Raw genomic sequence first — 25928 nt, forward strand, 5'->3', positions numbered from 1 at the left:
GCCGGCCGCCTTTTCACGTTTGTCATTTTCTCCTCCCAGGGCTGGCAGCCTCCCGAATGTCGCACCAGCATTTTCGCATGTTCTATAAAAATTTTACGCGCGTCAAGATTTAAAATGTTGTATAGCGCTTGGCCAGAATGATCCGTTGCCGGCGCGGCGGATCCGGCAGAGCATGACGAAGTTGGGAGGAACGGCCAGAAATGCAGGGAAAATCAAAGGCGAAGCTCGGAATCGGCGTCATCGGATGCGGCAACATTTCCATGACCTACCTGCGCAATGCCGCCCTCTTCGGAGGCATAGAGCTGCGCGCCTGCGCCGATATTTCGGCCGACATGGCGGCGCTGCGGGCGAAGGAATATGGCATCCAGGCGCTCGGCGTCGATGCGCTGCTGGCCAACCCCGAGATCGATCTCGTGCTCAACCTGACCATTCCCGCGGCCCATTTCGACATTTCGTTCTCAGCGCTTTCGGCGGGCAAGCACGTCTTCACCGAAAAGCCGCTGGCGACTTCGGCCAGCGACGGGCGTCGGCTGGTGGCGGAGGCGGCCCGGCGCGGCCTGCTGCTCGGCTCGGCGCCTGATACCTTCCTCGGCGCTGCCGGCCGCCGGGCGCGCCGCCTGATGGATGAAGGCGCCATCGGCCGCCCGGTCACCGGCACCGCCTTCATGATGGGACGCGGCATGGAGCACTGGCACCCAAACCCGCAATTCTACTACCAGCCGGGCGGCGGCCCGGTGTTCGACATGGGCCCCTATTATCTGACCATGCTGGTCAATCTGCTCGGCCCTATCGCGCGTGTCATGGCAATGGCAACCAAGGGCCAGGAGGAACGGCTGATCACCGCCGAGGGGCCGTTCAAGAACACCACGTTCAAGGTCGGCACGCCGACCAACGTGCTGTCGTTGCTCGAATTCCGCTCCGGCGCGACCGTCACCTTCGGCGCCTCTTGGGACGTCTTCAAGCATTCCAACCATCCGATAGAACTGCATGGCACGGAAGGCTCGTTGCGCCTGCCCGATCCCGACACGTTCGGCGGCACCGTCTCGCTGTCGGAACGCGGCGCGAACTGGAAGGATTTTGCCAGCGAAGGCGAACTCTACGGCGCCCGCAACTGGCCCTATGCCGCGCCCAATCGCGCCAATTACCGCATGCTCGGCGTCGCCGATCTGGTGCGCTCGCTGAAGACGGGCTCCACACCCCGCGCGTCGGGCAATCTGGCGCTGCATGTGCTGGAGATTATGGAAGCGATCCTGCATTCGGGCGAAACGAAGAGCTCGGTCGCCATTACGGGCGATGTCGTCCAGCCGGCATTGCTGACCGAGGACGAAGCCAGCAGCCTGCTCGCCTGAGGATATGACTATGACCCTCGACCCTGAAGCGATGCGGGTCCTCGAAATCGGCCGGGCGGCCGGCGGTGAGCCGTTCGAAAACGGCTCCGTGGCGGCGGCGCGGGCAGCCTACGTCACTTCGTTCCCGACGCAACAGGGCGAGCGCGAGCCGGTGGCGGCGACCTCGCAACAGGAGATCAACGGGCCGAACGGACCGATCACGCTCCGCATCCACCGCGGCATCGGCGCGCCGCGAAGCGGAGCGCGCGCCGTGCTCTATCTGCATGGCGGCGGCTGGGTCATCGGCAATCTGTCGTCGCATGACGAAATCTGCCGCTGGCTGGCCAATCTGGGCAACGCCGTCGTCGTCTGCCCCGATTACCGGCTGGCGCCAGAGCACAAATTCCCGGCAGGGCTCGAGGATTGCGCGGCAGCGCTGCGCTTCATGGCGGAGAATGCCGGGGAACTCGGCATCGACCCTGCCCGCGTCGCCGTTTCCGGCGACAGCGCCGGCGGCAACCTGGCTGCCGTGCTGGCGCTGCTCTCCCGCGATGGACTGGCGCCGCTACTTGCCGCCCAGATCCTGATCTATCCCAACACCGATGCCCGCCAGACGGCGGACAGCTACCGGCGTTTCCGCGACGGCTTCGGGCTCACCGCCGCCACAATGGCCTGGTTCCGCGACCACTATGTGCGAACACCGGACGACATCAAGGACTGGCGGGTCTCGCCACTGCTGGCATCAGGCCTTGCCGGCGCCGCACCGGCGTTCGTCGCGATCGCCGGATACGACATCCTTGCCGACGAAGGCACGGCCTATGCCGAGCGCCTGCGCGCCGAAGGGGTACCGGTGCTTCTGCGGCACTGGCCGGGCCAGATCCACGGCTTCGTCTCGATGGGGCGCCACATCCCGGCCGCGCGGCAAGCGGTGAGCGAGGCGGCGGCTTGGCTCAAACTGCAGACACTCGCTCAGGCTGACTGACGCATCACCAGCGTCGCGCCGAGCTTGACGTTGCGCGCCAGGCCCTGGCCGGGCGGATCGGCCTCGTCCAGCAAGGCCAGCAGAATCTCGACGCTGCGGCCGGCCATAGCGGCGAAATCCTGCGCCATGGTGGTCAGCGCCGGACAGGTGTAGCGGCTCAGCGGATGATCGTCATGGGCGGCGACACGGAAGTCGCAATCGGGTCGGCGGCCGATCTTCAGCCCGCGCGAAAAGGCGGCCGCCATGACGCCGAAGGCGAGACGGTCGTTGGCGCACAGTAACGTGCGCGCCGGCAGGCCGCCTCTGTCGAGCGTCCTGTCCATCCATTCATGGCCGATGCGCTCAAAATCCCACCTATAGTCGCCCGCCGCCGTGAGAACGACGGGTTCCAAGCCGGCGCCCTGCATCGTCTCGATGTAGCTCTGCAGGCGTTCGCCCGAATTGTGGTTGACGTGCGGAATGTCGACATAGACCGGCGGTTCGCCGGACCGGCAGAGATAATCGACGATGGTCGAGGTGCTCTGGTGGTTGTCGTTGCCGACGAAAGGCGTGTCGCCTTCGATGTAGGTGTCGAAATAGACGATCGGAATGTCCTCGCTCATTTGCTCGAAGACGCCGGGTTCGGAGATCGATCCCAAGGGAGCGACGATGGCACCCGCGACCTTCAGCGACATCAGCGTCCGGACCGATTCCGCCTCCAGCTTCGGCGAGCCGTGCGAGGATATGACGATCGGCCAGAAACCTTCGTCGCGACAGCGCAGTTCGATGCGGCTGACCATTTCGGCGTAGAACGGGTCGGTGAGCGCCGGCACGACGATGCCGACATTGCGGGTGCGCTTGCGGTTGAGATTGCGCGCGAAGACGTTGGGCTGATAGTCCGAGGACCGTAGTGCTGCCTCGATGCGTGCCCGTGTCGCCTGCTTCACGCTTGCCGGATCGTCGAAGTACTTCGAAAGGGTCGGCCGCGAGACGCCGGACGCCCTGGCGAAATCATCCATCGTGCGGTGGGTCTTCTCCGCCATCGATCTTTCCAGCCCCTTTTGCTCTCGCCGCCGGCCTTCCGACCAGAATCAGTCTTTGCGGCCGTTGCCGAGTGGCAGCATTGCTTGACCAAATTTGTTCAGTCAAATTTCAGCGTTTCTAGTACAACGCAAAAGGGTTGCGCGCGTCAAATTATTTATTGACGCTCTGAAACCACACGTAGGTGGCAGACCGTTCTCGATGCTCTGCTGCGCCGCGACCCCGAAAGCGCCAGCCAGGCTATGCTGGCGCATCTGAGGACCGTCGAGCGCAATCTGCTAGGGCGGTAGCAGCCGGATTGCTTGCCGCCAGTCAGTAAGGCAACCCGACATAGTTCTCTGCAAGCGCTGTCGATGCGGCCCGCGACTGCACGAGATAGTCGAGCTCGGCTTCCTGGATGCGCTGGCCAAAATCGCCGGTGTCGGGAAAGCGGTGCAATATCGTCGTCATCCACCAGGAAAAGCGCACCGCTTTCCAGACCCGCGCAAGTGCCTTGGCGGAATAGGTGTCGATGCCAGCGTGTGATTTCTCGGCATAGAAATCGCGCAAACCGGCGAAGAGATAGCGTACGTCGCTGGCGGCAAGGTTGAGGCCCTTGGCCCCGGTCGGCGGCACGATGTGGGCGGCGTCGCCAACCAGGAATAGCCGGCCGAAGCGCATCGGCTCGGCAACGAAGGAGCGCAGCGGGGCGATCGACTTTTCGAAGGACGGCCCGGTGGTCACGCTTGCCGCCGTCTGTTCCGGCAAGCGGCGGCGCAACTCGTCCCAGAAGCGATCATCGGACCACGCCTCGACATGGTCGTCCTGCGGGCACTGCACATAGTAGCGGCTTCGGTGCGTCGAGCGCATCGAACACAGCGCAAAGCCCCGCTCGTGATTGGCGTAGACCAGTTCGTGATCGGCCGGCGGCACTTCGGCCAGCACGCCGAGCCAGCCGAACGGATACTGACGCTCGAAGGTTTTCAGCGTACGCTGCGGCACCGATTTGCGGCTGACGCCATGATAGCCGTCGCAGCCGGCGATGAAATCGCAGTCGATGCGATGACTGATGCCTTCCTTGTCGTAGGTGACGAAAGGTGTGGCGCCGTCGAAATCGTGCAGCGCGACATTAGCGGCCTCGTAGACGGTAACGAGCCCTGCCGCCTCGCGCTTGTCCATCAGATCGTGCGTCACTTCGGTCTGGCCGTAGACGGTGACATGCTTGCCTTGGGTGAGTGCCGCGAGATCGATGCGGTGCAGGCGCCCGTCGAAAGCCAGCGAAATGCCGGAATGCGGCAGCCCTTCGGCATGTAGTCTCGCGGCGGCGCCGGCCTCTTCCAGCAATTCCACCGTGCCCTGTTCGAGCACCCCTGCCCGCACGCGGCCAAGCACATGCTCGCGGCTGGAGCGTTCCAGAATGACGGTCTCGACGCCGATGCCGGCCAGAAGCTGCCCGAGCAGCAGGCCGGAGGGTCCGGACCCGATAATGGCGACCTGCGTGCGCATCAGTGGCCGAGGCTTTCGATCTGTGCGGTCAGTTCGGCGGCGAGGCGCAGCGACGCGGCGGTGGCGACGACCATTTGCGGCAGCAGCAGCCATTCCAGCGTCCAGGCAGCACCCGAGCGCTCCTGCTCATGCACCAGCGCCTGGTGCATGCCGGAAAGTAGCGTTGCGTTGAAGCGCGCAAGCGCCACCAACGCCTCGGCCTTCACCGGATTCTGCTTGTGCGGCATGGCAGACGAACCACCGCCGCCGGAAAGGATGATCTCGGTCCCACCTTGCGCCATCAGCGCAATGTCCTGGCCGAACTTGCCAAGACTTCCCGTTACCAGCGACAGCCAGCCGGCAAAGTCGGCGAGCGCGTCGCGCTGGCTTTGCCATTGCGGCGCATCGCCAAGGCCGAGTTTTGCGGCAAGTGCGGCGAGCACCGCCGGTCCCTTGTCGCCAAGCTTTTCCAGCGTGCCGGCAGCACCACCGAACTGCACTACCAGCAGGCGTCTGGACTGCTCCGACAGTCTTTCCTGATGCCGCTGCAGCGGTGCGCGCCATGCCGTCACGCGATCCGCCACCTTGATCGGAATTGCTGGTTGCATGCGTGTCATCCCGGTCAGCGCCCTGCCCCCAAAGCGCTCCTCGAGCGAGATGAGCCTTACGACAGTCTCGGTCAGCAGCAGGCCGAGGTGCTCGACGATCGATTTCAGCCGAAGCATCAGGCCGGTGTCGATGACATCCTGGCTGGTCGCGCCGAAATGCACCTTGTCGCCATGCGGTTCGCCGACGGCAGCCCTGATCTGGCGCACCAGTTCCGGAACCAGGACACCGTCCTTGGCGACCCCTGCCCTAAGCAGGGCGGTGTCTGGCCGGAACGAGGCCAGTGCCGTCACGATCGCTGCCGCGGCATCCTTGCTGATGATCCCATTCTGGGTCTCCGCCTCCGCCAGCGCGCTCTCAAATTCAAGCATGCTCTCAATTTCCGCCTCGACTGAAAAGTGCCTCGATGCCTCCTCATCTCCGAGGAGGGCAGAAAGCAGTGGATGATCGAAGGGCGATACGGTCATGTCACGGATCTCCTAGCTGTCGAAGAAGACCGTTTCCCTCTCCCCCTGGAGATGGACGTCGAAGACGTAGGCGTTGCCCTGGCGTTCGGCGACCAGGGTCGGCACGCGGATGCGGTGCTCGATGCGCGCCAGGATCGGATCCCCGGCATTGGCCTCTTCCTCATCGGAAAAATAGAGGCGTGTATGCAGGCCGAGATTGATGCCGCGCGCGACGATCCAGAGCGTGATGTGCGGCGCCATCAGGCGACCATCCCTGAACGGCACACGACCCGGCTTGATCGTCTCGAAGGCGCAGACGCCTGTTTCCATGTCGGTCGGGCAACGGCCCCAGCCCTGGAAATTCGGATCGGCGGCACCGCGCAATTCGGCCGGCGAATTGTAGAGGCCGTCCGCATCGGCCTGCCAGATCTCGATCAGCGCGTCCTTGAGCGGTGTGCCGGTGCCGTCGAGCACCCGGATTTTGAGACCGATGCGTTCGCCTTTCGTCTTGTCGTTGACCATGGTCGTGCCGAGATCGGTCGCATAGACGCCGCTAATGCTGCAGAAATTCGGCGTCAGCCCGATATGGACATAAGGTCCCGCGGTCTGCGAGGGGCTTTCCCTGAGCCGGTCGAGCGACTGGGCCATCAATTGCCCTCCAGCCTGTTTTCGAACAACGATGAGCGGCGCCCGCGCAGCACGATGTCGAACTTGTAGGCGAGCGCATCCATCGGGATCGTCGCTTGCGTGTCGAGGATGGCCGTCAGCGCCTCGATGGCCGCCTTGTCGGCGATGCCGCGCACGATCGGGCATTTCCAGATCAGCGGGTCACCCTCGAAATACATCTGCGTGATCAGACGCTGGGCAAAGCCGTGGCCGAAGACCGAGAAATGGATGTGCGCCGGGCGCCAGTCATTCGGCCCGTTCGGCCAGGGATAGGGGCCGGGTTTGACGGTGCGGAAGGCGTAGCCGCCATCGTCGCCAGTGATGGTGCGGCCACAGCCGCCGAAGTTCGGGTCGAGCGGAGCGAGATAGCCATCCTTCTTGTGGCGGTAGCGGCCACCGGCATTGGCCTGCCAGAATTCGATGAGCACGCCGGGAACCCCAACACCACGCTCATCGAGCACCCGTCCATGGACGATGATGCGCTCGCCGATGGCGCTCTCGCCCGGCTTGGCGAAATTGTGAATGAGGTCGGCGTCGAGTTCGCCCAGCATGGCGTGGCCGAAGACCGGTCCTGCTATTTCCGACTGCGTGTTGTCGAAGGACAAAAGCGCCTTCTGCGGCGAGCGCAGCACCGAACTCTTGTAGCCCGGGGTCAGCGCCGGCGGATGCCATGTCCGGTCGCGCTGGAAGAAGGCGGCGGTCTCGGGCCTCCGGTTCGAGCCGGACTCAGCTGGCATTGTCGGCTCCGTCCATTTCCGAAAACACGTCCTTGGCTATTCTGAAGGCACGGTTGGCGGCCGGCACGCCGGCATAAATGGCGACATGCAGGAACGCTTCGCAGATATCCTCGCGCGTCGCACCGGTGTTGGCGGTGGCGCGCACATGCAGGGCGACCTCGTCATCATGGCCGAGTGCGGCGAGTAGCGCCAGCGTGACGATCGAGCGCTCGCGCTTGCTAAGACCTGGCCGTGCCCACACCGTTCCCCAGGCAGCCTCGGTGATCAGTTCCTGGAAGGGCTGGTCGAAATCGGTGGCGGTGACCTCGGCCCGATCGACATGCCGATCGCCGAGCACGGAGCGCCGCACGCCGAGGCCGGTGCGATATCTGGCTGCGTTGCCGGGGACTTCATCCATGGGTTTCTGCTCCAGAGGCAAGCGATGCGATAAAGTCGCGGATCAGGGTGACCAGCGCTTCTGGCTGTTCGACGCAAGGAATGTGGCCGGCGTCGCGGATGATCTCGAAACGCGAACCGGGGATCAGGGCAGCCAGCGAGCGGACAAGATCGGGAGAGGTCGAGCCATCCTGGTCGCCGGCGAGGCAAAGCGTCGGCACCGCGATGTGGCGTGCCGCGTCAGCGAAATCGGCGTCGCGGACGGCAGCGCAAGTTCCAACATAGCCGGCGACAGCTTGCCGGGTCATCATGTTCCAGTAGCCGTCCAGCTCGGCCACCCGGTTCGCGTGGAAGGCGGGGGTGAACCACACTTTGAGCACGCCATCGGCAATGGCCTGGATGCCCTTGCTTTTGACCGTCGCGATGCGTGTGTTCCAGCTGTCCGTCGTGCCGATCTTGTGAGCCGTGTCGCACAGAATCATGGCCTCGACGATCCCGGGGCGCCTGGCATAGAGTCCTTGCGCGATCATGCCGCCGACCGACAGGCCGCAGAGCACGACCTTCTCCAACCCGAGATGATCGATGAGCGCCGAGAGATCGTCGACATGATCGTCGATCGACGTGATGTCGCCGATGTCGGACAGCCCGTGGCCGCGCTTGTCGTAGACCAGCACGGGCATCTCGCCATCAAGCGCCCAGACGATGTCGTCCCAGATCCGGAAGTCGGTGCCCAGCGAATTGATGAATATGATCGCGCGCGCATTGCCGGTCGCCTTGATGTGGCGATGATGCAGCGTAATGCCGCCGATGGTGACGAATGGCACGATTTCGATCCTCCACCCCCACATTGCACAAGGCATTTGGTTCGGTAAAATGATATTTTGCGCCGTTTCATTAACTCAGGGGTTATCAAATCCATGTCCGAAAGCCGCATCCGGTTCCGCCATCTACAGGCATTCCTGGAGGTAGCACGGCAGGGCAGCGTGGCCCGCGCCGCCGATTTCCTGCATGTCAGCGCGCCGGCGGTGACCAAGACCCTGCGTGAACTGGAAGAGGCGCTGGGCGTCGCCGTTGTCGAGCGCGACGGGCGCGGCATCCGGGTCACAAGACTTGGCGAGATATTCCTTGGCCACGCCGGCTCGGCGATTACGGCGCTGAAGCGCGGCGTCGATTCCGTTCGCCAGGACGGCGCCATCAACCGCCACCCGATCCGCATCGGTGCGCTGCCGACAGTGTCGGCGAAGGTCATGCCACAGGCCATGAGCCTGTTCCTCAAGGAGAATACCGGCGCGGCGATCAAGATCGTCACCGGCGAGAACGCCGTGCTGCTCGAGCAGTTGCGCACCGGCGCGCTCGATCTCGTCGTCGGTCGGCTGGCGGCACCTGAAAACATGACCGGCTTCTTCTTCGAGCACCTCTACTCCGAACAGGTGCTGTTCGTGGTGCGGGCCGGGCATCCGCTGCTCGAGCCGGGGACGGATATCTTCGCGAGGCTCGACGAATTCCCGGCGCTGATGCCGACCCGGGAATCCGTCATCCGTCCCTTTGTCGATCGCCTGTTCATCACCAACGGCATGACCGCGCCGGCAACCGAGATCGAAACCGTCTCGGATTCCTTTGGCCGCGCTTTCCTGCGGCAGAGCAATGCGGTGTGGATCATTTCGGCTGGCGTGGTCGCCAACGAGATTGCCAGCGGCGCTTTCGTCGCCTTGCCGGTCGACACTGAGGAAACCAAGGGACCGGTCGGCTTGACGATGCGAACCGACACCGCTCCCTCACCGGCCTTTACCATCCTGTTGCAGACCATTCGCGAGGCGGCCCGGCCGGCTGTCTGAGGCGCTGCACCATTTGGACCGGGCTCTGTCTTCGTCGAAAATCTCCTAACCCTGGGGTTAATGAAACACCGCAAAATATCATTTTACCGAACCAAAACGCTGGTGCACTGTGCCGATGGAGGAGCACAGAGGGAGGAACGCATGACCTATTCTATCGGCAGCAAATCCAGCATTCGCGGCATTTCGCGGCGCCAGTTCATCGCCACCTCGATTGCCGGCGGGGCGGCGCTCACGCTTGGCGGCCGCAAGGCCTTCGCCCAGGCCGGCGACACGCTCAAGGTCGGCTTCGTCAGTCCGCGCACCGGGCCGTTGGCCGGCTTTGGCCAGACCGACGGCTATGTGCTCGACCTCGCCCGCAAGACGCTGGCCGGCGGCCTCGAGATCGGCGGCAAGAAATACAGCGTGGAAATCCTCGACCAGGATACGCAGTCCGATCCGTCCCGCGCGGGCCAGCTCGCCAAGGACCTGATCAACAACCAGGCCATCGACCTGATGCTCGCCGTTTCCACACCCGAGGTGATCAATCCTGTGGCTGATGCCTGCGAGGCCGCCGGCGTGCCGTGCCTGTCGACGGTCATGCCGTGGGAGGCCTGGTATTTCGGCCGTGGCGCCAAGCCGGGCGCGCCCTCGCCGTTCAAATGGACCTATCATTTCGGCTTCGGCGTCGGCGAGTTCTTCAAGACCTACATCTCGCAGTGGAACCTGATCGAGACCAACAAGAAGGTCGGTGTCATGTATCCCAACGACGCCGACGGCAACGCCATCCGCGCCAATCTGGCGCCGTTGCTGGCCAAGCAAGGTTTTACGATTGTCGATCCCGGCGCCTATGAAACCGGCACCACCGACTATTCCTCGCAGATCGCTCTGTTCAAGCAGGAAGGTGTCGAGATCTTCAACTCGTTCCCGATCCCGCCTGACTTTGCTGCCTTCTGGCGGCAGGCGGCACAGCAAGGGCTGATCAAGCAGATCAAGATCTGCCAGGTTGCCAAGACCGGCCTGTTTCCGTCCGATATCGAGGCTCTTGGCGATCTCGGCAACAAGATTTCGAGCGCCGCCTACTGGCACAAGGCCTTCCCCTACAAGTCGGCCCTGACCGGTGTTTCGGGCACCGAGCTGGCCGACGGCTACGAAGCCGCCAGCGGCAAGCAGTGGACGCAGCAGCTGGGTGCCTCGATGTCGCTGCTCGACGCCGGCTTCGAAGCCCTGAAGGCCAGCACAGACGCCAAGGACAAGGCAGCGGTGGCCAAGGCGCTAAGCACGCTGAAGACCGAGACCATGATCGGCAAGGTTGATTTCACCAGCGGCCCCGTGGCCAATGTCTCACCCGGTCCGATCATCGGCACGCAATGGGTCGCTGCCAAGGAAGGCAGCAAATTCCCGCTCGATTATGTCGTGACCGAGAACGCCACCGATCCGAAAGTGCCTGTCGAAGCCAAGCTTCTGCCTTACAACGGCTGATGGACCGCTGACGAGGACCGCCTGGTGACCCATCCGCAACAACAGGCCGTTCTCACTGCCGCCGGTATCCACAAGCGCTTCGGTGCGCTTGTGGTGCTGGATGCCGTCGACTTCACCATGGCAGCCGACGAGGCGGTCGGCATTGTCGGCCCGAATGGTGCCGGCAAGACGACGCTGCTCAGCGTTCTTTCCGGTGCCTTCCCGCCAAGTGCGGGCACGGTCCGCTTCAAGGGCGGTGATGTGACGTCATTGCCGGCGACGCAGCGTTGCCGGCTCGGCCTGGTGCGCACGCATCAGGTGCCGAAACCATTCAGCGGCATGACCACCTTCGAGAATGTCTTCGTCGCCGCCTCGCATGGCGCAGGGCTCGGCCGCGACGAGGCCTATGAAGAAGCGCTCGGTTCGCTGAAACTGTGCGGCATGCTGGGTGTCGCCAACCGCCGCGCCGAGACGCTCGGCCTGCTCGATCGCAAGCGGCTGGAGCTGGCACGCGCACTTGCCGCCAGGCCGACGCTGCTGTTGTTGGACGAGATCGGCGGCGGGCTGACCGATGGCGAGGCGAGCGAACTTGTCGGCACGATCAAGGAATTGCGCCAGCGCAAGATCGGCATCGTCTGGATCGAGCATATCGTCCACATCCTCTTGCAGGTGGCCGAGCGGCTGATCTGCATGGATGCGGGAAAAATCATCGCCGATGGCGAGCCGCAAGCGGTTATGGCCGATCCCGAAGTGGTCCGCGCCTATCTCGGCGGAGGCCCGAAATGAGCCTGCTGTCGGTCGAGAACCTGGTTGTCCGGCACGGCCTGCTGCAGGCCGTGCGCGGCGTGAGCTTCTGCATCGAACGCGGCGAGACGCTGGCGCTGGTCGGCGCCAATGGCGCCGGCAAGACGACGCTGCTGCGGGCGATCGCCGGCGCGCACCAGCCGGCGGCCGGGCGCGTGCTGCTGGACGGCGCCGATCTCACCGATGTGCCATCGTACCGACGCGTCGGCATGGGCATCGCGCTGGTGCCGGAGGGCCGAAAACTCTTCGTGCAGATGACGGTCGAAGAAAACCTTCTGCTCGGCAAGACCGCCGGCCGGCCGGGAGACTGGAGCGTCGACAAGGTGCTTGAGATGTTCCCCAATCTGAAGCCGCGCCGCCATGCCAAGACGGGTCATCTCTCAGGCGGCGAACAGCAGGCGACCGCGATCGGCCGCGCGCTGATGAGCAATCCCGAAGTGCTTTTGCTCGACGAGGTTTCGCTTGGTCTGTCGCCGCTGATCGTCGACCGAGTCTACGCGGCCCTTCAGGGACTGATCGCTTCCGGCACGACGATCATCCTCGTCGAACAGGACCTCAACCGGGCGCTCTCGGTATCCGACAGGGTCATCTGCATGCTCGAAGGGCGTGTCGTGCTTGAGGGGCCGAGCAAGCAGGTTTCGCGCGAGGACGTGACAAAAGCCTATTTCGGCCTGCACCGGAAAAGCCCCGGGAGCGTTCCGGCATGAGCAACCAGATCATCCAGGGCATTCTTCTCGGTGGCTATTACGCGCTGATTGCCTGCGGCCTGTCCTTCATGTTTTCGGTGATGCGCATCATCAACCTCGCTCATGGCAGCCTCGCCGTGTTCGCCGCCTACGCGTTGTGGCTGTTGGCCTCAAGGTTCCATGTCTCGCCATTCCTCGGCCTGCTCATCGTGCTGCCTTTGATGGCTATAATCGGCTGGGCGCTGCAGCGCTTCCTGCTCGAACGCAGCGCGCGCGGCGGGGCTCTGCTGCCGATCCTGACCACATTCGGCCTGGCCATCGTCATCGACAACATGCTGTTCGAACAGTTCGGCGCCGATACCCGCTCACTGGCGCCCTATATCGGCAGCCTGTCCTATGATTCCTGGGAATGGCCTGGCAGCATCTATGTCGGCAAGCTCGCGGTGATCATGTTCGCCACCGCCGTGGTCCTTTTGGGCGGGCTGCAGCTTTTCCTGACCCGCACAAGGCTTGGCCGCTCGATCCGCGCTACCTCGGAAGACCCGGATACCGCAGGCCTTGTCGGTGTCGATGCACGCCGCGCCAATGCCATTGCCGCTTCCATCGCCATGGTCACGGTCGGCCTTGCCGGCGCCTTCCTCGGCATGCGCGCCACCTTCGATCCCTATGCCGGCGCGCCGCAATTGCTGTTCGCCTTCGAAGCCGCTGTCATCGGCGGCGCCGGTTCGCTGTGGGGAACGCTGGTCGGCGGCATCGTGCTGGCGCTTGCCCAGACGCTTGGCGCACAAGTGCATCCGCAAGGTTTTCTGATCGGCGGCCATGCCGTGTTCCTCATCGTGCTGTTCGTGCGGCTGTCCACGTCAGGCCTTGGCCTGCGCGGGCTGCTGCGGCTGCCTTCCCGGAGCGCGTCATGAGTGCCGTTTCGTCCTCACCGGTCATCGAGCGCGGTACGGCGACATCGCGGATTGCGGCAGTGGCTGTCGTCATCATCATCGCGCTGCTCGCGGTAGCACCTCAGATCCTGTCGGCCGGAGCGGTCGACCGGATGACGGCGCTGTTCATCTATGTGATCCTGGCGGCGATGTGGAATGCGCTGGCCGGCTTCGGCGGCCTGGTCTCCGTCGGCCAGCAAGTGTTCTTCGGGCTCGGCGCCTATTTCGCCATCCGGCTGGCCGGTGCCGGCTTGAACCCGTTCGCCTCGCTTTTCGTTTCCGCAAGTATCGTCGGCGCGATCTCCTGGCCGCTGTCATTGTTCATGCTGCGGCTGAGGAACGGCGAGTTCGCCATCGGCATGTGGGTGATCGCGGCGCTGACGCATCTGCTGGTCAACCTCGACAGGCTGGTGCAAGGCGAGACCGGAACGTCGCTGATCTCGCTCAATGTCTACGATGCCTCGACAAGGCGGGCTGTTATCTACTGGCTTGCGCTGGCCTCGATGACCGCCCTGCTTGCGATCCTGTTCGCCTTGCTGCGCGGCAGCACAGGTGCTGCCATCCGCGCCATCCGCGACAATGAGGATGCCGCCGCTTCGGTCGGCGTGCGCGTCACCGGCACCAAGCGACTGCTGTTCGTGCTTGCCGCTTTCGGCATCGGCATTGCCGGCGCGCTGTGGCTGGCGACCTCCATCACCTTCCAGCCGAAGACCTACTTCAACGTCCAATGGACCGCCTACATGATCTTCATGGTGCTGGTCGGCGGCATCGGCACGTTCGAGGGCGCCATTTTGGGCGCCTTGGTGTTCTTCCTCATCGAGACATGGTTCGGCGGCACCGGCGTCTGGTACCTGGTCGGCCTCGGCGCCACGGCCGTGCTGTTCTCGCTTTTCCTGCCGCGCGGCCTGTGGGGCACGATCGAGGAGCACTCCGGCCTGCGCCTGCTGCCGGTTGGTTACCGCGTCAGGCTCCCGGCGGACATCGCCGACGGCGGCACCGCGCCTTCGCCGTTGCAAACCACACAGCATCAGGAGAAGGCATGACCATGCTTTTCGGCAAGACCATCCTTATCACCGGTGTCGCCTCCGGCATTGGCGCCCGTACCGCCGAGCTCGCCGGCCAGCTTGGCGCCGATGTGATCGGCGTCGATGTGCGCGAGCCGGCGGCAGCGGTTGGCAGCTTCGTCAAAGCCGACATCTCGTCGAAGGCCGGCGTCGACGACCTCATCGCGCGCCTGCCGCAGCGCATCGACGCGCTCTGCAATGTCGCCGGCCTGTCCGGCAACACCGGCGCGGCGGCGACGCTGGCCGTCAATTTCTTTGGTCTCAGGGCGCTCTCAGAAGGCCTCGTGCCTAAGCTTCGCGAAGGCGGTGCCATCGTCAACGTCGCCTCGATCGCCGGCTATGGCTGGCGCGCCAACCTGAACCGCGCCGCCTCGATGGTCGCCATCGAGGGCTTTCCCGATGTCGCCGACGTGATCTGCACGCACGCGATCCGGAACGAGGAAGGCTATCCCGTCTCGAAGGAACTGCTGCTCTTGTGGACCTTCCGCGCGGCGCACCAGGAGCTGTTCAAACGCCGTGGCATCCGCGTCAACGCGGTCAGCCCCGGCCCGGTCGAGACGCCGATCCTGAAACAGTTCCGCACGGTGCTTGGCGACGCCCGCGTCGACAGCGACATTGCCAGGGTCGGTCGCGCCGGCACCTCAGGCGATATCGCGCCGGTGGTGCTGTTCCTGTGCTCGGACGGCGCGCGCTGGATCAACGGTGCCAACGTGCCGGTTGACGGTGGCCTCGAAGCATCGATCAATGCCGAAATGTTCGGCTTCTAATTCAATGAGCACGCTCCTGACGGAGCGAGGGAGACAGTCATGGATATCGGACTTCTGATCGACGGCGACAAAAGGAACGCGTCCGGCTCGGCCTCCTACGAGCGCATGGACCCATTCACCGGCAAACTGGCGACACGCGCTGCCGCGGCCAGCGTCGCCGACGCCAATGCCGCGGTCGAAGCCGCCGCAGCCGCCTTCACGACCTGGTCTAAGACCGGACCGGGCGAGCGCCGCGCCTTGCTAAGCAAGGCAGCTGACGTGATGGCCTCGAAGGTCGGCGAATTCACCAGGCTGATGATGGAAGAAACCGGCGCCACCGGCCCCTGGGCCGGCTTCAACGTCATGCTGGCCGCCAACATGCTGCGTGAGGCAGCGGCGATGACGACGCAGATCTCCGGCGAGATCATTCCTTCCGACAAGCCGGGCACGCTGGCCATGGCGATCCGCCAGCCAGCCGGTGTCTGCCTCGGCATCGCGCCGTGGAACGCGCCGGTCATCCTCGGCACCCGCGCCATCGCGATGCCGATCGCCTGCGGCAACACGGTGGTGCTGAAGGCATCCGAAATGTGCCCCGGCACGCACCGGCTGATCGGCCAGGCGCTGGTCGAGGCCGGCCTGCCCAAGGGCGTCATCAATGTCGTTACCAACGACCCAAAGGACGCCGCTGCAATCGTCGAAGCGCTGGTCGCGCATCCCTCGGTCAAGCGCGTCAACTTCACCGGCTCGACAAAGGTCGGCAGGATCATCGCCGAGCTCGCCGGCCGGCACCTGAAGCCGGCCCTGCTCGAACTGGGCGGCAAGGCGCCGCTGCTGGTGCTGGACGATGCCGACATCGACGCGGCGGTCAATGCGGCGACCTTCGGCGCCTTCATGCATCAGGGCCAGATCTGCATGTCGACCGAGCGCCTGATCGTCGACGACAAGATTGCCGACGAATTCATTTCCAAGCTGGCGGCCCGCGCCTCGCAGCTGCCGGCCGGCGATCCGCGCGGCCATGTCGTGCTGGGTTCGCTGATCAGCAGCCAGGCCGCCGACAAGATGGAAGAACTCGTTGCCGACGCCGTCGCCAAGGGCGCCAAGCTCGTCGCCGGCGGCAAGCGCACCGGCACCGTGGTCGAGGCGACGCTGCTGGACCATGTCACACCGGCGATGCGCGTCTATTCGGAAGAATCCTTCGGGCCGGTCAAACCGGTGATCCGCGTGAACGGCGAAGACGAGGCGGTGCGCGTCGCCAACGACACCGAGTACGGCCTGTCGTCAGCCGTGTTCAGCCGCGACATCAAGCGTGCCATGGCTGTCGCCGCGCGTATCGAGGCCGGGATCTGCCACATCAACGGCCCGACGGTCGGCGACGAGGCGCAGATGCCGTTCGGCGGCGTCAAGGGCTCGGGTTATGGCCGCTTCGGCGGCAAGGCGTCGATCGCCGAATTCACCGATTTGCGATGGGTGACGATCGAGGATCCGGGCCAGCATTATCCGTTCTGACCCTGCCGTGCTTCGGACGGCTGACAATGAGGGTCAAACCGCCAGTGACGGCGTGAAGCGAACGCTGGCGGACCGCATCTGCCCGGGCGCCAGCACGATGCAGCCGGTGTTGATGTCCTCGTCATCCGCCCGGTTGAAGGCATCGGTGATGTTGCTGACCGGCTCGGCGCAGAAGAACGGCTCGCCAGGCGGCGTGTAGAGTACAAGGAAATCGAGCGGCGATTCCGCCTCGACGTCCATCTGCCGTCCGTGCTCCGGCCAGGTGATCCGGGCGCGGCGCGTCCATCCGGTGAAGACCGTGTCGAAATCCACTTCCGACACGTCGAAGCCGATCGATGGATCGGCCCCCGCCGGCGGCAGGATGTGCCTGATAGGCAGAACCTCAGTATCGGCCTCCCACATGCCTGACACCGGCGCCTGGACATGTGTCCACGGGGTCGACGGGAAATAGGGATGGAGGCCGAAGCCAGCCGGCATCGGCGTGTCCGACAGGTTGCACACCGCCAAGGTCACGCAAAGCCTGCCGTCGACCAAGGTGATTTCTTGCTCGGCTCCATAGCTCCATGGCCAGGAATCGGCGGCGTGGCGGTAGCGCAGGACGATCGTGCTGGCTTCGTGCCTGATGACTGTCCATGGGTGACGCCAGCCATGACCGTGTTCATGATGCGGATCCTCTGGCCGGCTGGGCAGTTGGACGGTGCGCCCCGCGAATTCGAACCGGCCGCCCCTTATCCGATTGGAATAGGGTACAAGCGGGAAGCAGGCCATGGCGCCGGCATCGCGTCGGCTGATCGCCGCCTGATCGGCCGGGCGTAGCCAATCCACGGCGGAGCCATTGTGCCACCAGCGATACGATGCCAGCGCTCCGCCGGCGGCCGGAGCAATGTCGACCGTCGCGATGCCGTCGCTGATCGAGACCAGCTCCGTGTGCGGCGCGGCAACAGCAGCGGAATTCTTTGTCATCGGCACTCCCCTATCCCTTGACTCCGATCACCATCGCGATAAGACATATCATATGAATAGTATGAAGAATAAGAAATTTTTTAGCACGGCGCGCACGTCAAGGGTCGCCGTCGCGGTTTCGAGCGGCTCTACCGCGTTGCATGCAACGGTCGTCGAACAGATCGGCTTGCGCATCGTGCAGGGCGACTTCCTGCCCGGCGAGGCCCTGCCCAACGCCGACGATTCCAGCGAGATGCTGGGGGTCAGCCGCACAGTGCTGCGCGAGGCGATCAAGGTGCTGGCGGGCAAGGGATTGGTCGAATCGCGGCCGAAGACCGGCACACGCGTGCGTCCCCGCGCCGACTGGAATTTCCTCGACCCAGACGTGCTGTCATGGCGCTACGCCGGCGCTGTCAGCGCCGACGATGTGCGAGCGCTGTTCGAATTGCGCCGCGCCATCGAGCCTATGTCGGCTGCACTTGCCGCCCAGCGCGCCACGCCGGCGCAGATCGCCGAGATCAACGCAGCACTTGCCGAGATGGAAGCGGTGGTCGATGACGGCGACCGCTTCGCCAAGCCCGATCTTTTGTTTCACCAGACCATTCTACGCATGACAGGCAATGAGCTGATCGGCTCGCTGGCCGCGCTCGTCGAAACCGCATTGGTGATGAGCTTTCGCCTCTCCAACGACAATCCGGAAGGGCAGCACCATTCCTTGCCGCTGCACCGCGAGGTCGCCGAGAAGATCGCCGCCAGCGACGCGGCCGGCGCACAAAAAGCACTGCTGGTGCTCATCGACAATGCCGAGGATGACGTGCGCCGCAGCGTGGAGAACCGCAACAAACGCCGCCAGGATCGGGAACAGGCATCGTGACCGAGCCCAAACGCAAACTGCGCTCCGAAGCCTGGTTCGGTGGTGAAGGCAAGAACGCCTTCATGCACCGCAGCTGGATGAAAAACCAGGGCATCCCCGCCGATGCTTTCGACGGCCGCCCGGTGATCGGCATCTGCAACACCTGGTCGGAACTGACGCCGTGCAATGCGCATCTGCGTGCCTTGGCCGATCACGTCAAGCGCGGCGTCTATGAAGCCGGCGGCCTGCCGCTGGAATTTCCTGTCATGTCGCTGGGCGAGAGCAACATGCGCCCGACTGCCATGCTGTTTCGCAATTTGGTCAGCATGGATGTCGAAGAGTCGATCCGCGGCAATCCCATCGACGGCGTCATCTTGCTTGTCGGCTGCGACAAGACCACGCCGGCGCTGTTGATGGGGGCCGCCTCATGCAATCTGCCGACCATCACCGTTTCCGGCGGGCCGATGCTCAACGGCAAGTTCCGCGGACAGGATATCGGCTCAGGCACGCATGTCTGGAAATTCGCCGAAGAGGTGAAGGCCGGCCGCATGCCGGTCGCCGACTTCCTTGCCGCCGAGCAGGGCCAGAGCCGGTCGGCCGGCAGTTGCATGACGATGGGCACGGCCTCGACCATGGCCAGCATGGTGGAAGCGCTCGGCATCGGCATGCCGGACAATGCCGCGATCCCGGCCGTGGATTCGCGCCGCGGCGTGCTTGCCCAGATGGCTGGACGCCAGATCGTCGAACTGGTCCGCAGGGACGTGAAAATTTCCGATATTCTTACCAGGCAGGCGTTCGAAAATGCCATCCGCGTCAATGGCGCCATCGGCGGCTCGACCAATGCGGTGCTGCATCTGATCGCCATCGCCAACCGTATCGGTGTCGACCTCAGCCTCGAGGATTGGGACCGCCTTGGCCGCGACGTTCCGACGATTGTCGACCTGATGCCTTCGGGCCGGTTCCTGATGGAAGATTTCTACTATGCCGGGGGGCTAGCTGCGGTCATGGCGTCGCTTGATGAAGTGGGGCTTCTTCATCGCGACGTCATGACCGTCAGCGACAGGACCATCGGGGAATTGATCGACGGCGCGCCGAACTACAACAGCGAGGTCATAAGGCCGATGAGCGCGCCGCTGACCGAGCAGGGCGGCATCTCTATCCTGCGCGGCAATCTGGCGCCCAATGGTGCGGTCATCAAGCCATCGGCGGCAACGCCCGAACTGATGCAGCATCGCGGCAAGGCCGTCGTCTTCGAAAACATCGAGCACTACTATGCCCGCATCGACGATCCGGAACTGGATATCGACGCCTCATCGGTCATGGTGCTGAAGAACTGCGGACCGCGCGGCTATCCAGGGATGGCTGAGGTCGGCAACATGCCGCTGCCGGCCAAGCTGCTCAAGCAAGGTGTTTCCGACATGGTGCGCATTTCGGACGCGCGCATGAGCGGCACCGCTTACGGCACTGTCGTGCTGCATGTGGCACCGGAGGCCGCGGCAGGTGGTGCACTGGCGCTGGTGCGCGATGGCGATCTCATCGAACTCGATGTCGCTGGCCGCCGGCTGGAGCTCTTGGTGTCGGACGAGGAACTGGCGATCCGCCGCCGCGACTGGAAGCCGCCGGCGGCTCCGCAAGGCGGCTACCAGAGCCTCTATGTCGAGCGCGTGCTGCAGGCCGACAAGGGCTGCGATTTCGACTTCCTCGTTGGCCGGCGTGATGCCGGCATCCCTCGGCATTCGCACTAGAGAGGCGCGCGATGACGGATGAAATCGGCAGCTACGCGACCTACCCGAGCCTCAAGGACCGCAGCGTCTTCATCACTGGCGGCGGCAGCGGCATCGGCGAAAGCCTGGTGCGCCATTTCTGCGCGCAAGGCAGCCGCGTCGCCTTCGTCGACATGGCTGAGGAACCCTCGAAGCGTCTGGTCGATGCGATTGCGGCCGATGGACATCGCGCGCCGCTGTTCATTGCCTGCGACCTGCGCAATGTCGAGGAGCTGCAGGCGGCAACCGTGGAGGCCATGCTGCACAACGGTCCGATCCAGGTTCTGTGCAACAACGCCGGCAATGACGACCGCCATCAGACTAAGGATGTAACGGTCGCTTATTGGGACGACCGCATGGCGGTCAATCTGCGCCACCAGTTCTTTGCAGCCCAGGCGGTGCGCCCACAGATGGGCTCGCTGGGCGGCGGGTCGATCATCAATTTCGGCTCCATCACCTGGATGGTCGGCGATCCCGATTGCCCGGCCTATGTGACGGCCAAGGCCGCGGTCTACGGCATGACGCGCGCGCTGGCCCGCGAACTCGGCCCCGAGCGTATCCGTGTCAACTGCATGGTGCCGGGCTGGGTGATGACCGAGCGCCAGATGCGGCTGTGGCTGAACCCGGCCGGCGAGCGCCAGATCGCGGAGAGGCAGTGCCTGCCCGACCGGCTGCAGCCCTCCGATATCGCGCGCATGGCGCTGTTCCTCGCCGCCGACGACAGCCTGATGTGCACGAGCCAGCAGTTCATCGTCGACGCTGGCTGGGTGTGATCCGCACCGCTCCAAGGGAAGAAGGTTTTTCATGCGTCTAGTTCAGTACACAACGATCGATGGCAGCAGGCGGGTTGGCCGCGTCTCCGATGACGGCAATCACTTGCACCCACTCGACAAGACCAGCTCCGTGCTGGAACTCGCCGAAGCAGCGATCGCTCAGGGCACATCCATCGCAGCGCTGGTCGAGAAGCGGACCAGCAAAGCTACGGTCGACTACGACGAGCTGCTGCGCGATGGCCGTGTGCTCGCCCCCGTCGACCATCCGGAGCCGGCGCGTTTCCTGGTCACCGGCACCGGCCTCACCCACACTGGAAGTGCCTCTGCGCGCAACCAGATGCACTTGCTGACACATGGCGAGGAGGCCGAGGAATCGGATTCGCTGAAGATCTTCAAGATGGGCCTGGAAGGCGGCAAGCCCGGCGTCGGCAAGATCGGCATCCAGCCGGAATGGTTTTTCAAGGGCGTCGGCACCTGCGTCGTGCCGCCGGGTGCCGATCTGCCGATGCCGGCATTCGCGAAAGCCGGTGCAGAGGAAGCCGAGATCGTCGGGCTTTATCTCAATGGGCCGGACGGCCATCCCTATCGCATTGGCTACGCGCTCGGAAACGAATATTCTGACCATGTGACGGAGGGCGAGAACTATCTCTATCTCGCCCATTCCAAGCTGCGCTCCTGCTCGATCGGGCCGGAGCTGCTTGTCGGCGACCTGCCCGAGGAAGTGCGCGGCCATTCCCGTATCCTGCGTGACGGTGCCGTTGTCTGGGAGCAGGAATTCCTGTCGGGCGAGACGCACATGTCGCACTCGATCGCCAATCTCGAACATTTCCATTTCCGCTACCCGATGCACCGCAGGGCGGGTGATCTGCATGCCTATTTCTTCGGCGCGGCGGTGATGAGCTACGCCTCCGGCGTCAAGACGGCGCCCGGCGACGAGTATGAAATCCAGGCACAGACATTCGGCAAGCCGCTGCGCAACCAGATGGTGTCGGTGCCGGACGAGGGACTGGTCACCGTCACCCAGCTGTGATGGCAAAAGTCCGGAAATTACGGTCCACCAGAACGAAATGGGAGATTGAAAAATGGGACTGAAGAAAGCCTTTCTAAGACTAGCGACCATCGGGCTCGGCATCGGCCTGATGACGTCGGCGGCACTAGCCGCGAACCTTCGCGTGCTCGCCTGGGACGGCTACGCCGACCCGGACTGGGTCAAGGATTTTACCGCCACCACCGGCATCGGCGTCGATGTTGTCTTCATCGGCAGCGATGACGAGATCTGGGCCAAGATCAAGGGCAGCGAAGGCCAGGACTTCGACGTCTTTGCCGTCAACACCGCCCAGCTGCAGCGCTACATCAAGGCCGATCTGGTATCGCCGATCGACATCACCAAACTGCCCAACCAGAAGGACGTGCTGCCGCGCTTCCGCGATCTGTCGCAGGTCAGCGGCGACACCAAGGACGGCAAGGTCTACGGCATTCCGTTCTGCTTCGATTCCATCGGGCTGATCTACGACACCGACAAGGTCAAGCCGGCGCCGACCTCGATGTCGGTGCTGTGGGATCCGGCCTACAAGGGCAAGATTCTGGCCTACGACAATGGCGAGCATAATTTCTCGTTCACCGCACTGACGCTCGGCTACAAGGACCCGTTCAACCTCAACGCCGAGCAGATGGCGGCGGTGAAGGCCAAGCTGGTCGAGCTCAAGCGCAATGTGCTGAGCTTCTACACCACTGCCGACGAGGCGCAGCAGATCTACCAGAACAATGATGTTGCCCTGATCTGGGCCAATTACGGCCAGCAGCAGGTCAAGGCACTGCAGAAGATCGGCGCCCATGTCGCCTACGTCAATCCAAGCGAAGGCGCGCTGGCCTGGCTCGACAATTGGGTCATTTCCAAGGGTGTCCGCGACAATGCGGCGGCCGAGAAATGGATCGACTTCATGCTGACCAAGAAGGTCAGCGGCGCGCTTTCCGAGCGCACCGGCTTCGGCAACACTGTGGTCGAGTCGAGCAGCGCCGGCGGCAATGACAAGCTGGTCTGGCTCAACAATGTCGAAGACCCGCTCAAGCGTTCGGATCTGTGGAACGAGATCAAGGCGACGCCCTGATCCTTTCCGTATCTGACTCGAAGGACCCGGCGGTCCGGACATTCCGGACCGTCGCAGCGTATGCGAGAATAGTCTATGAACCAGAACACCGACCTGCTGACGCTGCGGTCCGTCTCGAAATCCTACGGCACGGTTCCCGTGCTGCACGACATCGACCTGTCGATCAAGGACGGTGAGTTCCTGACAGTGCTTGGACCGTCGGGCTCCGGCAAGACCACGGTGCTGCGGCTGATCGGCGGGCTGGAGCCGCTGACAGCGGGCGAGATCCGGCTGGACGGCCAGGACATCAGCCGCATGCCGATCAACAAGCGGCCGTTCAACACCGTATTCCAGGACTATGCGCTGTTCCCGCACATGACCGTTTCCGGCAATGTCGGCTACGGACTTTCGGTGCGCCATATGAAGCGCAAGGAGATTACGCGCCGTGTCGCGGAGGCCCTCGAGCTGGTGCAGCTCGGGCGTTTCGCCGACCGCTTCCCGGCACAGCTCTCCGGCGGCCAACGCCAGCGCGTTGCGCTGGCCCGCGCGCTGATCTGCCAGCCGCGCCTCATCCTGCTCGACGAGCCGCTGGCAGCACTCGACCTCGAGCTGCGCCGGCAGATGCAGGAGTTCCTGAAATCCATCCAGCGCGAGATCAAGACCACCTTCCTGTTCGTCACCCACGACCAGGAAGAAGCCATCGGCATGGCCGACCGGATCTGCGTCATGCAGGCCGGCCATATCCGCCAGCTCGGCACGCCGCACGACCTCTACTACAAGCCAAATTGCGAGTTCGTGGCGCGCTTCTTCGGCGAGAACAATCTGGTTCCCGGAAAACTTGGGCCGGCGCAGGGCGAACAGCGATCGATTGAGACCGCACTTGGGCGCCTGGTCTGCTCGATCAGTGACCAGCCGCATCTGAAGGCGGCACCAGACGGCGCCAGCGCCTTCGCGGCGTTCCGTCCCGAGGCCTTGCATATGGCTGACGCAACGGACAGCGGCAACAGCTTTTCCGGCACCATCGCCGATCTTGCCTTTGCCGGTTCCTCGACCGTCGCCACCATCACGACTGGCGGCGATGCCGCGCAACGGCTGCGGCTGCGCATGCCGAGCCGCATCGACGGCAGCGTGCTGAAGTCAGGCGAAACGGTCTCGCTTTGCTTTGCACCGCATGAAGGCCATCTGGTGCTAGCATGAGCGCAGCTGGCTCGATACATCCTAGGGAAAGGCGTTTGTCGCTGCTGGTGACAGTGCTGGCCTTCGCGTTGCCGGTGATCTTCGTCCTCGTGCCGCTGGCGATCTTCCTCGTCTACAGTTTCTTCAGCGTCGACCAGGGCACGATCGTCTACACGCCGACGCTCGGCAACTATGTCAGGTTCTTCACCGATCCGATCTTTCTGCCGGTGTTCTGGAACACCATCGTACTGTGCGTGTCGGTGGCCGTCATCTGCATCCTGCTCGCCTATCCCGCCGCCTATTTCCTGACGACGCTGAAAGGACGGTGGCGCTATGCCTTGCTGATGCTGCTTCTGGTGCCACTGCTGATGAGCTACGTCATCAAGATCTACGCCATCCGCAGCATCCTTGGCCTCAACGGCTTCCTCAACAAGGCACTGGTGGCGCTCGGCATCCTGCAGCAGCCGTCGAACCTTTTCGTGTTCAACATGAACGCCATCCTGTTGACGCTGAGCCTGCTCTTGATCCCCTTCGCCATCCTGCCGATCTTCCTGTCGCTGGAGCGGATCCCGCAGACCTTGCTGCGCGCCTCCGATGATCTTGGCGCCAGCGGCTGGCAGACTTTCCTGCGCATCACCTTGCCGCTCAGCCTGCCCGGCGTCGCCTCGGCCGCGAGCTTCGTCTTCGTGCTGGCGATTGGCGACTTCCTGACGCCGCAAATGGTCGGTGGGATCAGCGGCTTCACCTTCGGCCGCATCCTCTACAGCCAGTTCGGCACAGCCTATAACTGGCCATTCGGCGCCGCACTCTCAGTGGCCCTGGCAATCGTGGTGATCTGCGCCATCCTCGTCGGCGAACGCTTCGGACGCAACCGGGGGACGTCGATATGAACGCCCTGCCCCGGCCCTCGACCATCTTCCTGGCCGCGATCACGGCGCTGGTCGCGGTGCTGCTCTACAGCCCGCTGTTCGTGCCGATCGTGTCGTCGTTCTTCACCATTTCGCATGGCAATGTCGACTGGTCGTCACCGACCCTTGCAACCTATGTGGCGCTGGCCGAGAACCACGACATATTGGCCGCCTTGCGCACCACGCTGATCGTCGGCGTCTGCACCGTTATCCTCTCGGTGGTCAGCGGAACGCTGCTGGCGCTCTATTATCACGGCCGCCGCTCGGGGCGTTCCTTCCTGCAGTTCATCATCTTCCTGCCCTTCTTGATGCCGCCGATCATCAGCGGCCTGGCGCTGCTGATCTTCTTTCGCGAAATCCATCTCGAACGCTCGCTGCTGACGGTGGTCATCGGCCATACCGTGTTCGTGCTGGCGATCGTCTACCGCACGGTGCTGATGCGGCTGCAGTCGATGAGCCGCACGCTGGTCGAGGCGTCCTACGATCTCGGCGCCACCGGCTGGCAGACCTTCTGGCGCATCATCCTGCCGAACCTGTCGAGCGCGATGGTGGGCGGCGCCATCCTGGCCTTCGCGCTGTCGTTCGACGAAACGATGATCACCATCCTGGTCACCGGCACGCAAAGCACGCTGCCGGTCAGGCTGTGGGCGATGATGCGGCTTGGCTTTTCACCCGACATCAATGCGCTGGTGGCGCTGATCCTGATGTTCACCGTGCTGCTGTGCGTGCTCGCCGCCCGTTTCCTGATCCCCAGGCAGATGGCGACGGAACGGACTTGAGCTATCGAACGTC

Annotated in this window: 26 protein-coding genes and 1 pseudogene; 19 read left to right on the plus strand and 8 right to left on the minus strand. The window is 63.9% G+C overall.

Annotation, left to right across the window (positions count from 1 at the left end; translation table 11 throughout):
* Positions 1–200 precede the first annotated feature (200 nt).
* The gene (locus A3A9_RS0108355; RefSeq protein WP_027058381.1) at positions 201–1349 is read left to right on the plus strand and encodes a Gfo/Idh/MocA family protein; all 1149 of its coding nucleotides are present in this window, start codon (positions 201–203) and stop codon (positions 1347–1349) included.
* 10 nt (positions 1350–1359) lie between these two features.
* On the plus strand, positions 1360–2310 hold the full coding sequence (locus A3A9_RS0108360; RefSeq protein WP_027058382.1) for an alpha/beta hydrolase: 951 nt from the start codon (positions 1360–1362) through the stop codon (positions 2308–2310).
* Here the strand turns inward: A3A9_RS0108360 and A3A9_RS0108365 are convergent.
* Positions 2298–3332, minus strand: coding sequence for a LacI family DNA-binding transcriptional regulator (locus A3A9_RS0108365; protein WP_027058383.1), 1035 nt, complete (start codon positions 3330–3332; stop codon positions 2298–2300). The two genes, A3A9_RS0108360 and A3A9_RS0108365, sit on opposite strands and share 13 nt — an antisense overlap.
* 180 nt (positions 3333–3512) lie before the next feature.
* Between A3A9_RS0108365 and A3A9_RS46390 the strand changes: the two are divergent.
* Positions 3513–3620: pseudogene (locus tag A3A9_RS46390) on the plus strand (FadR/GntR family transcriptional regulator); the annotation flags it as partial.
* A gap of 22 nt (positions 3621–3642) precedes the next feature.
* Here A3A9_RS46390 and pobA read toward each other — a convergent pair.
* From pobA to pcaD, 6 genes are read right to left on the minus strand one after another with little or no spacing between them, the layout of a single operon-like run.
* Positions 3643–4815 (minus strand): 4-hydroxybenzoate 3-monooxygenase, encoded by a 1173-nt coding sequence (pobA, locus tag A3A9_RS0108370; protein WP_027058384.1) that lies wholly within the window; start codon positions 4813–4815, stop codon positions 3643–3645.
* Positions 4815–5867, minus strand: coding sequence for a 3-carboxy-cis,cis-muconate cycloisomerase (locus tag A3A9_RS0108375; protein ID WP_027058385.1), 1053 nt, complete (start codon positions 5865–5867; stop codon positions 4815–4817). Before A3A9_RS0108375 ends, pobA begins: the two co-directional genes overlap by 1 nt.
* A gap of 12 nt (positions 5868–5879) precedes the next feature.
* Positions 5880–6494 (minus strand): protocatechuate 3,4-dioxygenase subunit alpha, encoded by a 615-nt coding sequence (gene pcaG / locus A3A9_RS0108380; RefSeq protein ID WP_027058386.1) that lies wholly within the window; start codon positions 6492–6494, stop codon positions 5880–5882.
* Positions 6494–7249, minus strand: coding sequence for a protocatechuate 3,4-dioxygenase subunit beta (gene pcaH, locus A3A9_RS0108385; RefSeq protein WP_027058387.1), 756 nt, complete (start codon positions 7247–7249; stop codon positions 6494–6496). The genes pcaG and pcaH overlap by 1 nt, the downstream gene beginning before the upstream one ends.
* Positions 7239–7646, minus strand: a complete 408-nt coding sequence (gene pcaC, locus A3A9_RS0108390; protein WP_027058388.1) for a 4-carboxymuconolactone decarboxylase — start codon at positions 7644–7646, stop codon at positions 7239–7241. The genes pcaH and pcaC overlap by 11 nt, the downstream gene beginning before the upstream one ends.
* The gene (gene pcaD / locus A3A9_RS0108395; protein ID WP_027058389.1) at positions 7639–8448 is read right to left on the minus strand and encodes a 3-oxoadipate enol-lactonase; all 810 of its coding nucleotides are present in this window, start codon (positions 8446–8448) and stop codon (positions 7639–7641) included. The genes pcaC and pcaD overlap by 8 nt, the downstream gene beginning before the upstream one ends.
* A 93-nt stretch (positions 8449–8541) precedes the next feature.
* Here pcaD and pcaQ point away from each other — a divergent pair, with 93 nt between their 5' ends.
* From pcaQ to A3A9_RS0108435, 8 genes are all read left to right on the plus strand, one after another.
* Positions 8542–9459, plus strand: coding sequence for a pca operon transcription factor PcaQ (gene pcaQ / locus A3A9_RS0108400; protein WP_027058390.1), 918 nt, complete (start codon positions 8542–8544; stop codon positions 9457–9459).
* Between the two features lie 141 nt (positions 9460–9600).
* Positions 9601–10917, plus strand: coding sequence for an ABC transporter substrate-binding protein (locus A3A9_RS0108405; protein ID WP_027058391.1), 1317 nt, complete (start codon positions 9601–9603; stop codon positions 10915–10917).
* A gap of 21 nt (positions 10918–10938) precedes the next feature.
* Positions 10939–11682 (plus strand): ABC transporter ATP-binding protein, encoded by a 744-nt coding sequence (locus A3A9_RS0108410; RefSeq protein WP_027058392.1) that lies wholly within the window; start codon positions 10939–10941, stop codon positions 11680–11682.
* On the plus strand, positions 11679–12407 hold the full coding sequence (locus A3A9_RS0108415) for an ABC transporter ATP-binding protein (protein ID WP_027058393.1): 729 nt from the start codon (positions 11679–11681) through the stop codon (positions 12405–12407). The genes A3A9_RS0108410 and A3A9_RS0108415 overlap by 4 nt, the downstream gene beginning before the upstream one ends.
* On the plus strand, positions 12404–13300 hold the full coding sequence (locus A3A9_RS0108420) for a branched-chain amino acid ABC transporter permease (protein WP_027058394.1): 897 nt from the start codon (positions 12404–12406) through the stop codon (positions 13298–13300). Before A3A9_RS0108415 ends, A3A9_RS0108420 begins: the two co-directional genes overlap by 4 nt.
* Positions 13297–14361, plus strand: coding sequence for a branched-chain amino acid ABC transporter permease (locus A3A9_RS0108425; protein WP_027058395.1), 1065 nt, complete (start codon positions 13297–13299; stop codon positions 14359–14361). Before A3A9_RS0108420 ends, A3A9_RS0108425 begins: the two co-directional genes overlap by 4 nt.
* Positions 14362–14363: 2 nt before the next feature.
* On the plus strand, positions 14364–15149 hold the full coding sequence (locus A3A9_RS0108430; RefSeq protein WP_027058396.1) for a coniferyl-alcohol dehydrogenase: 786 nt from the start codon (positions 14364–14366) through the stop codon (positions 15147–15149).
* Between the two features lie 39 nt (positions 15150–15188).
* Positions 15189–16634 carry an aldehyde dehydrogenase gene (locus A3A9_RS0108435; RefSeq protein WP_027058397.1) on the plus strand — a complete coding sequence of 482 codons (1446 nt, stop codon included), beginning with the start codon at positions 15189–15191 and terminating at the stop codon, positions 16632–16634.
* 33 nt (positions 16635–16667) lie between these two features.
* On the opposite strand, the gene A3A9_RS0108440 is transcribed toward A3A9_RS0108435, so the two are convergent.
* Positions 16668–17597 carry an aldose 1-epimerase gene (locus tag A3A9_RS0108440; protein ID WP_027058398.1) on the minus strand — a complete coding sequence of 310 codons (930 nt, stop codon included), beginning with the start codon at positions 17595–17597 and terminating at the stop codon, positions 16668–16670.
* Between the two features lie 61 nt (positions 17598–17658).
* On the opposite strand from A3A9_RS0108440, the gene A3A9_RS0108445 reads away from it, so the two are divergent.
* The 8 genes from A3A9_RS0108445 to A3A9_RS0108480 all read left to right on the plus strand — a co-directional run bounded on the left by A3A9_RS0108445 (position 17659) and on the right by A3A9_RS0108480 (position 25915).
* Positions 17659–18450, plus strand: a complete 792-nt coding sequence (locus A3A9_RS0108445; protein ID WP_027058399.1) for a FadR/GntR family transcriptional regulator — start codon at positions 17659–17661, stop codon at positions 18448–18450.
* Positions 18447–20174, plus strand: a complete 1728-nt coding sequence (locus tag A3A9_RS0108450) for an IlvD/Edd family dehydratase (protein WP_027058400.1) — start codon at positions 18447–18449, stop codon at positions 20172–20174. The genes A3A9_RS0108445 and A3A9_RS0108450 overlap by 4 nt, the downstream gene beginning before the upstream one ends.
* Positions 20175–20185: 11 nt before the next feature.
* Positions 20186–20965: an SDR family NAD(P)-dependent oxidoreductase gene (locus A3A9_RS0108455; RefSeq protein WP_027058401.1), complete on the plus strand. Its 780-nt coding sequence runs from the start codon at positions 20186–20188 to the stop codon at positions 20963–20965.
* Positions 20966–20996: 31 nt separating this feature from the next.
* On the plus strand, positions 20997–21995 hold the full coding sequence (araD1, locus tag A3A9_RS0108460) for an AraD1 family protein (RefSeq protein ID WP_027058402.1): 999 nt from the start codon (positions 20997–20999) through the stop codon (positions 21993–21995).
* A 52-nt stretch (positions 21996–22047) separates the two neighbouring features.
* Complete coding sequence (locus A3A9_RS0108465) at positions 22048–23073, plus strand: ABC transporter substrate-binding protein (RefSeq protein WP_027058403.1); 1026 nt, start codon at positions 22048–22050, stop codon at positions 23071–23073.
* Positions 23074–23148: 75 nt separating this feature from the next.
* Positions 23149–24249: an ABC transporter ATP-binding protein gene (locus tag A3A9_RS0108470; RefSeq protein WP_027058404.1), complete on the plus strand. Its 1101-nt coding sequence runs from the start codon at positions 23149–23151 to the stop codon at positions 24247–24249.
* Positions 24246–25118, plus strand: coding sequence for an ABC transporter permease (locus A3A9_RS0108475; RefSeq protein WP_027058405.1), 873 nt, complete (start codon positions 24246–24248; stop codon positions 25116–25118). Before A3A9_RS0108470 ends, A3A9_RS0108475 begins: the two co-directional genes overlap by 4 nt.
* Positions 25115–25915, plus strand: coding sequence for an ABC transporter permease (locus A3A9_RS0108480; protein WP_027058406.1), 801 nt, complete (start codon positions 25115–25117; stop codon positions 25913–25915). Before A3A9_RS0108475 ends, A3A9_RS0108480 begins: the two co-directional genes overlap by 4 nt.
* Positions 25916–25928 lie beyond the last annotated feature (13 nt).

It is taken from the genome of Mesorhizobium loti CJ3sym (assembly GCF_000472785.1).
Lineage (GTDB): Bacteria > Pseudomonadota > Alphaproteobacteria > Rhizobiales > Rhizobiaceae > Mesorhizobium > Mesorhizobium loti_E.

What these genes read in the sequence shown, in the direction of transcription:
- A3A9_RS0108355 (WP_027058381.1), top strand. Translation starts at nt 201, where the DNA reads ATGCAGGGAAAATCAAAGGCGAAGCTCGGAATCGGCGTCATCGGATGC.
- A3A9_RS0108360 (WP_027058382.1), top strand. Translation starts at nt 1,360, where the DNA reads ATGACCCTCGACCCTGAAGCGATGCGGGTCCTCGAAATCGGCCGGGCG.
- A3A9_RS0108365 (WP_027058383.1), bottom strand. Translation starts at nt 3,332, where the DNA reads ATGGCGGAGAAGACCCACCGCACGATGGATGATTTCGCCAGGGCGTCC.
- pobA (WP_027058384.1), bottom strand. Translation starts at nt 4,815, where the DNA reads ATGCGCACGCAGGTCGCCATTATCGGGTCCGGACCCTCCGGCCTGCTG.
- A3A9_RS0108375 (WP_027058385.1), bottom strand. Translation starts at nt 5,867, where the DNA reads ATGACCGTATCGCCCTTCGATCATCCACTGCTTTCTGCCCTCCTCGGA.
- pcaG (WP_027058386.1), bottom strand. Translation starts at nt 6,494, where the DNA reads ATGGCCCAGTCGCTCGACCGGCTCAGGGAAAGCCCCTCGCAGACCGCG.
- pcaH (WP_027058387.1), bottom strand. Translation starts at nt 7,249, where the DNA reads ATGCCAGCTGAGTCCGGCTCGAACCGGAGGCCCGAGACCGCCGCCTTC.
- pcaC (WP_027058388.1), bottom strand. Translation starts at nt 7,646, where the DNA reads ATGGATGAAGTCCCCGGCAACGCAGCCAGATATCGCACCGGCCTCGGC.
- pcaQ (WP_027058390.1), top strand. Translation starts at nt 8,542, where the DNA reads ATGTCCGAAAGCCGCATCCGGTTCCGCCATCTACAGGCATTCCTGGAG.
- A3A9_RS0108405 (WP_027058391.1), top strand. Translation starts at nt 9,601, where the DNA reads ATGACCTATTCTATCGGCAGCAAATCCAGCATTCGCGGCATTTCGCGG.
- A3A9_RS0108415 (WP_027058393.1), top strand. Translation starts at nt 11,679, where the DNA reads ATGAGCCTGCTGTCGGTCGAGAACCTGGTTGTCCGGCACGGCCTGCTG.
- A3A9_RS0108420 (WP_027058394.1), top strand. Translation starts at nt 12,404, where the DNA reads ATGAGCAACCAGATCATCCAGGGCATTCTTCTCGGTGGCTATTACGCG.
- A3A9_RS0108425 (WP_027058395.1), top strand. Translation starts at nt 13,297, where the DNA reads ATGAGTGCCGTTTCGTCCTCACCGGTCATCGAGCGCGGTACGGCGACA.
- A3A9_RS0108430 (WP_027058396.1), top strand. Translation starts at nt 14,364, where the DNA reads ATGCTTTTCGGCAAGACCATCCTTATCACCGGTGTCGCCTCCGGCATT.
- A3A9_RS0108435 (WP_027058397.1), top strand. Translation starts at nt 15,189, where the DNA reads ATGGATATCGGACTTCTGATCGACGGCGACAAAAGGAACGCGTCCGGC.
- A3A9_RS0108440 (WP_027058398.1), bottom strand. Translation starts at nt 17,597, where the DNA reads ATGACAAAGAATTCCGCTGCTGTTGCCGCGCCGCACACGGAGCTGGTC.
- A3A9_RS0108445 (WP_027058399.1), top strand. Translation starts at nt 17,659, where the DNA reads ATGAAGAATAAGAAATTTTTTAGCACGGCGCGCACGTCAAGGGTCGCC.
- A3A9_RS0108455 (WP_027058401.1), top strand. Translation starts at nt 20,186, where the DNA reads ATGACGGATGAAATCGGCAGCTACGCGACCTACCCGAGCCTCAAGGAC.
- araD1 (WP_027058402.1), top strand. Translation starts at nt 20,997, where the DNA reads ATGCGTCTAGTTCAGTACACAACGATCGATGGCAGCAGGCGGGTTGGC.
- A3A9_RS0108465 (WP_027058403.1), top strand. Translation starts at nt 22,048, where the DNA reads ATGGGACTGAAGAAAGCCTTTCTAAGACTAGCGACCATCGGGCTCGGC.
- A3A9_RS0108470 (WP_027058404.1), top strand. Translation starts at nt 23,149, where the DNA reads ATGAACCAGAACACCGACCTGCTGACGCTGCGGTCCGTCTCGAAATCC.
- A3A9_RS0108475 (WP_027058405.1), top strand. Translation starts at nt 24,246, where the DNA reads ATGAGCGCAGCTGGCTCGATACATCCTAGGGAAAGGCGTTTGTCGCTG.
- A3A9_RS0108480 (WP_027058406.1), top strand. Translation starts at nt 25,115, where the DNA reads ATGAACGCCCTGCCCCGGCCCTCGACCATCTTCCTGGCCGCGATCACG.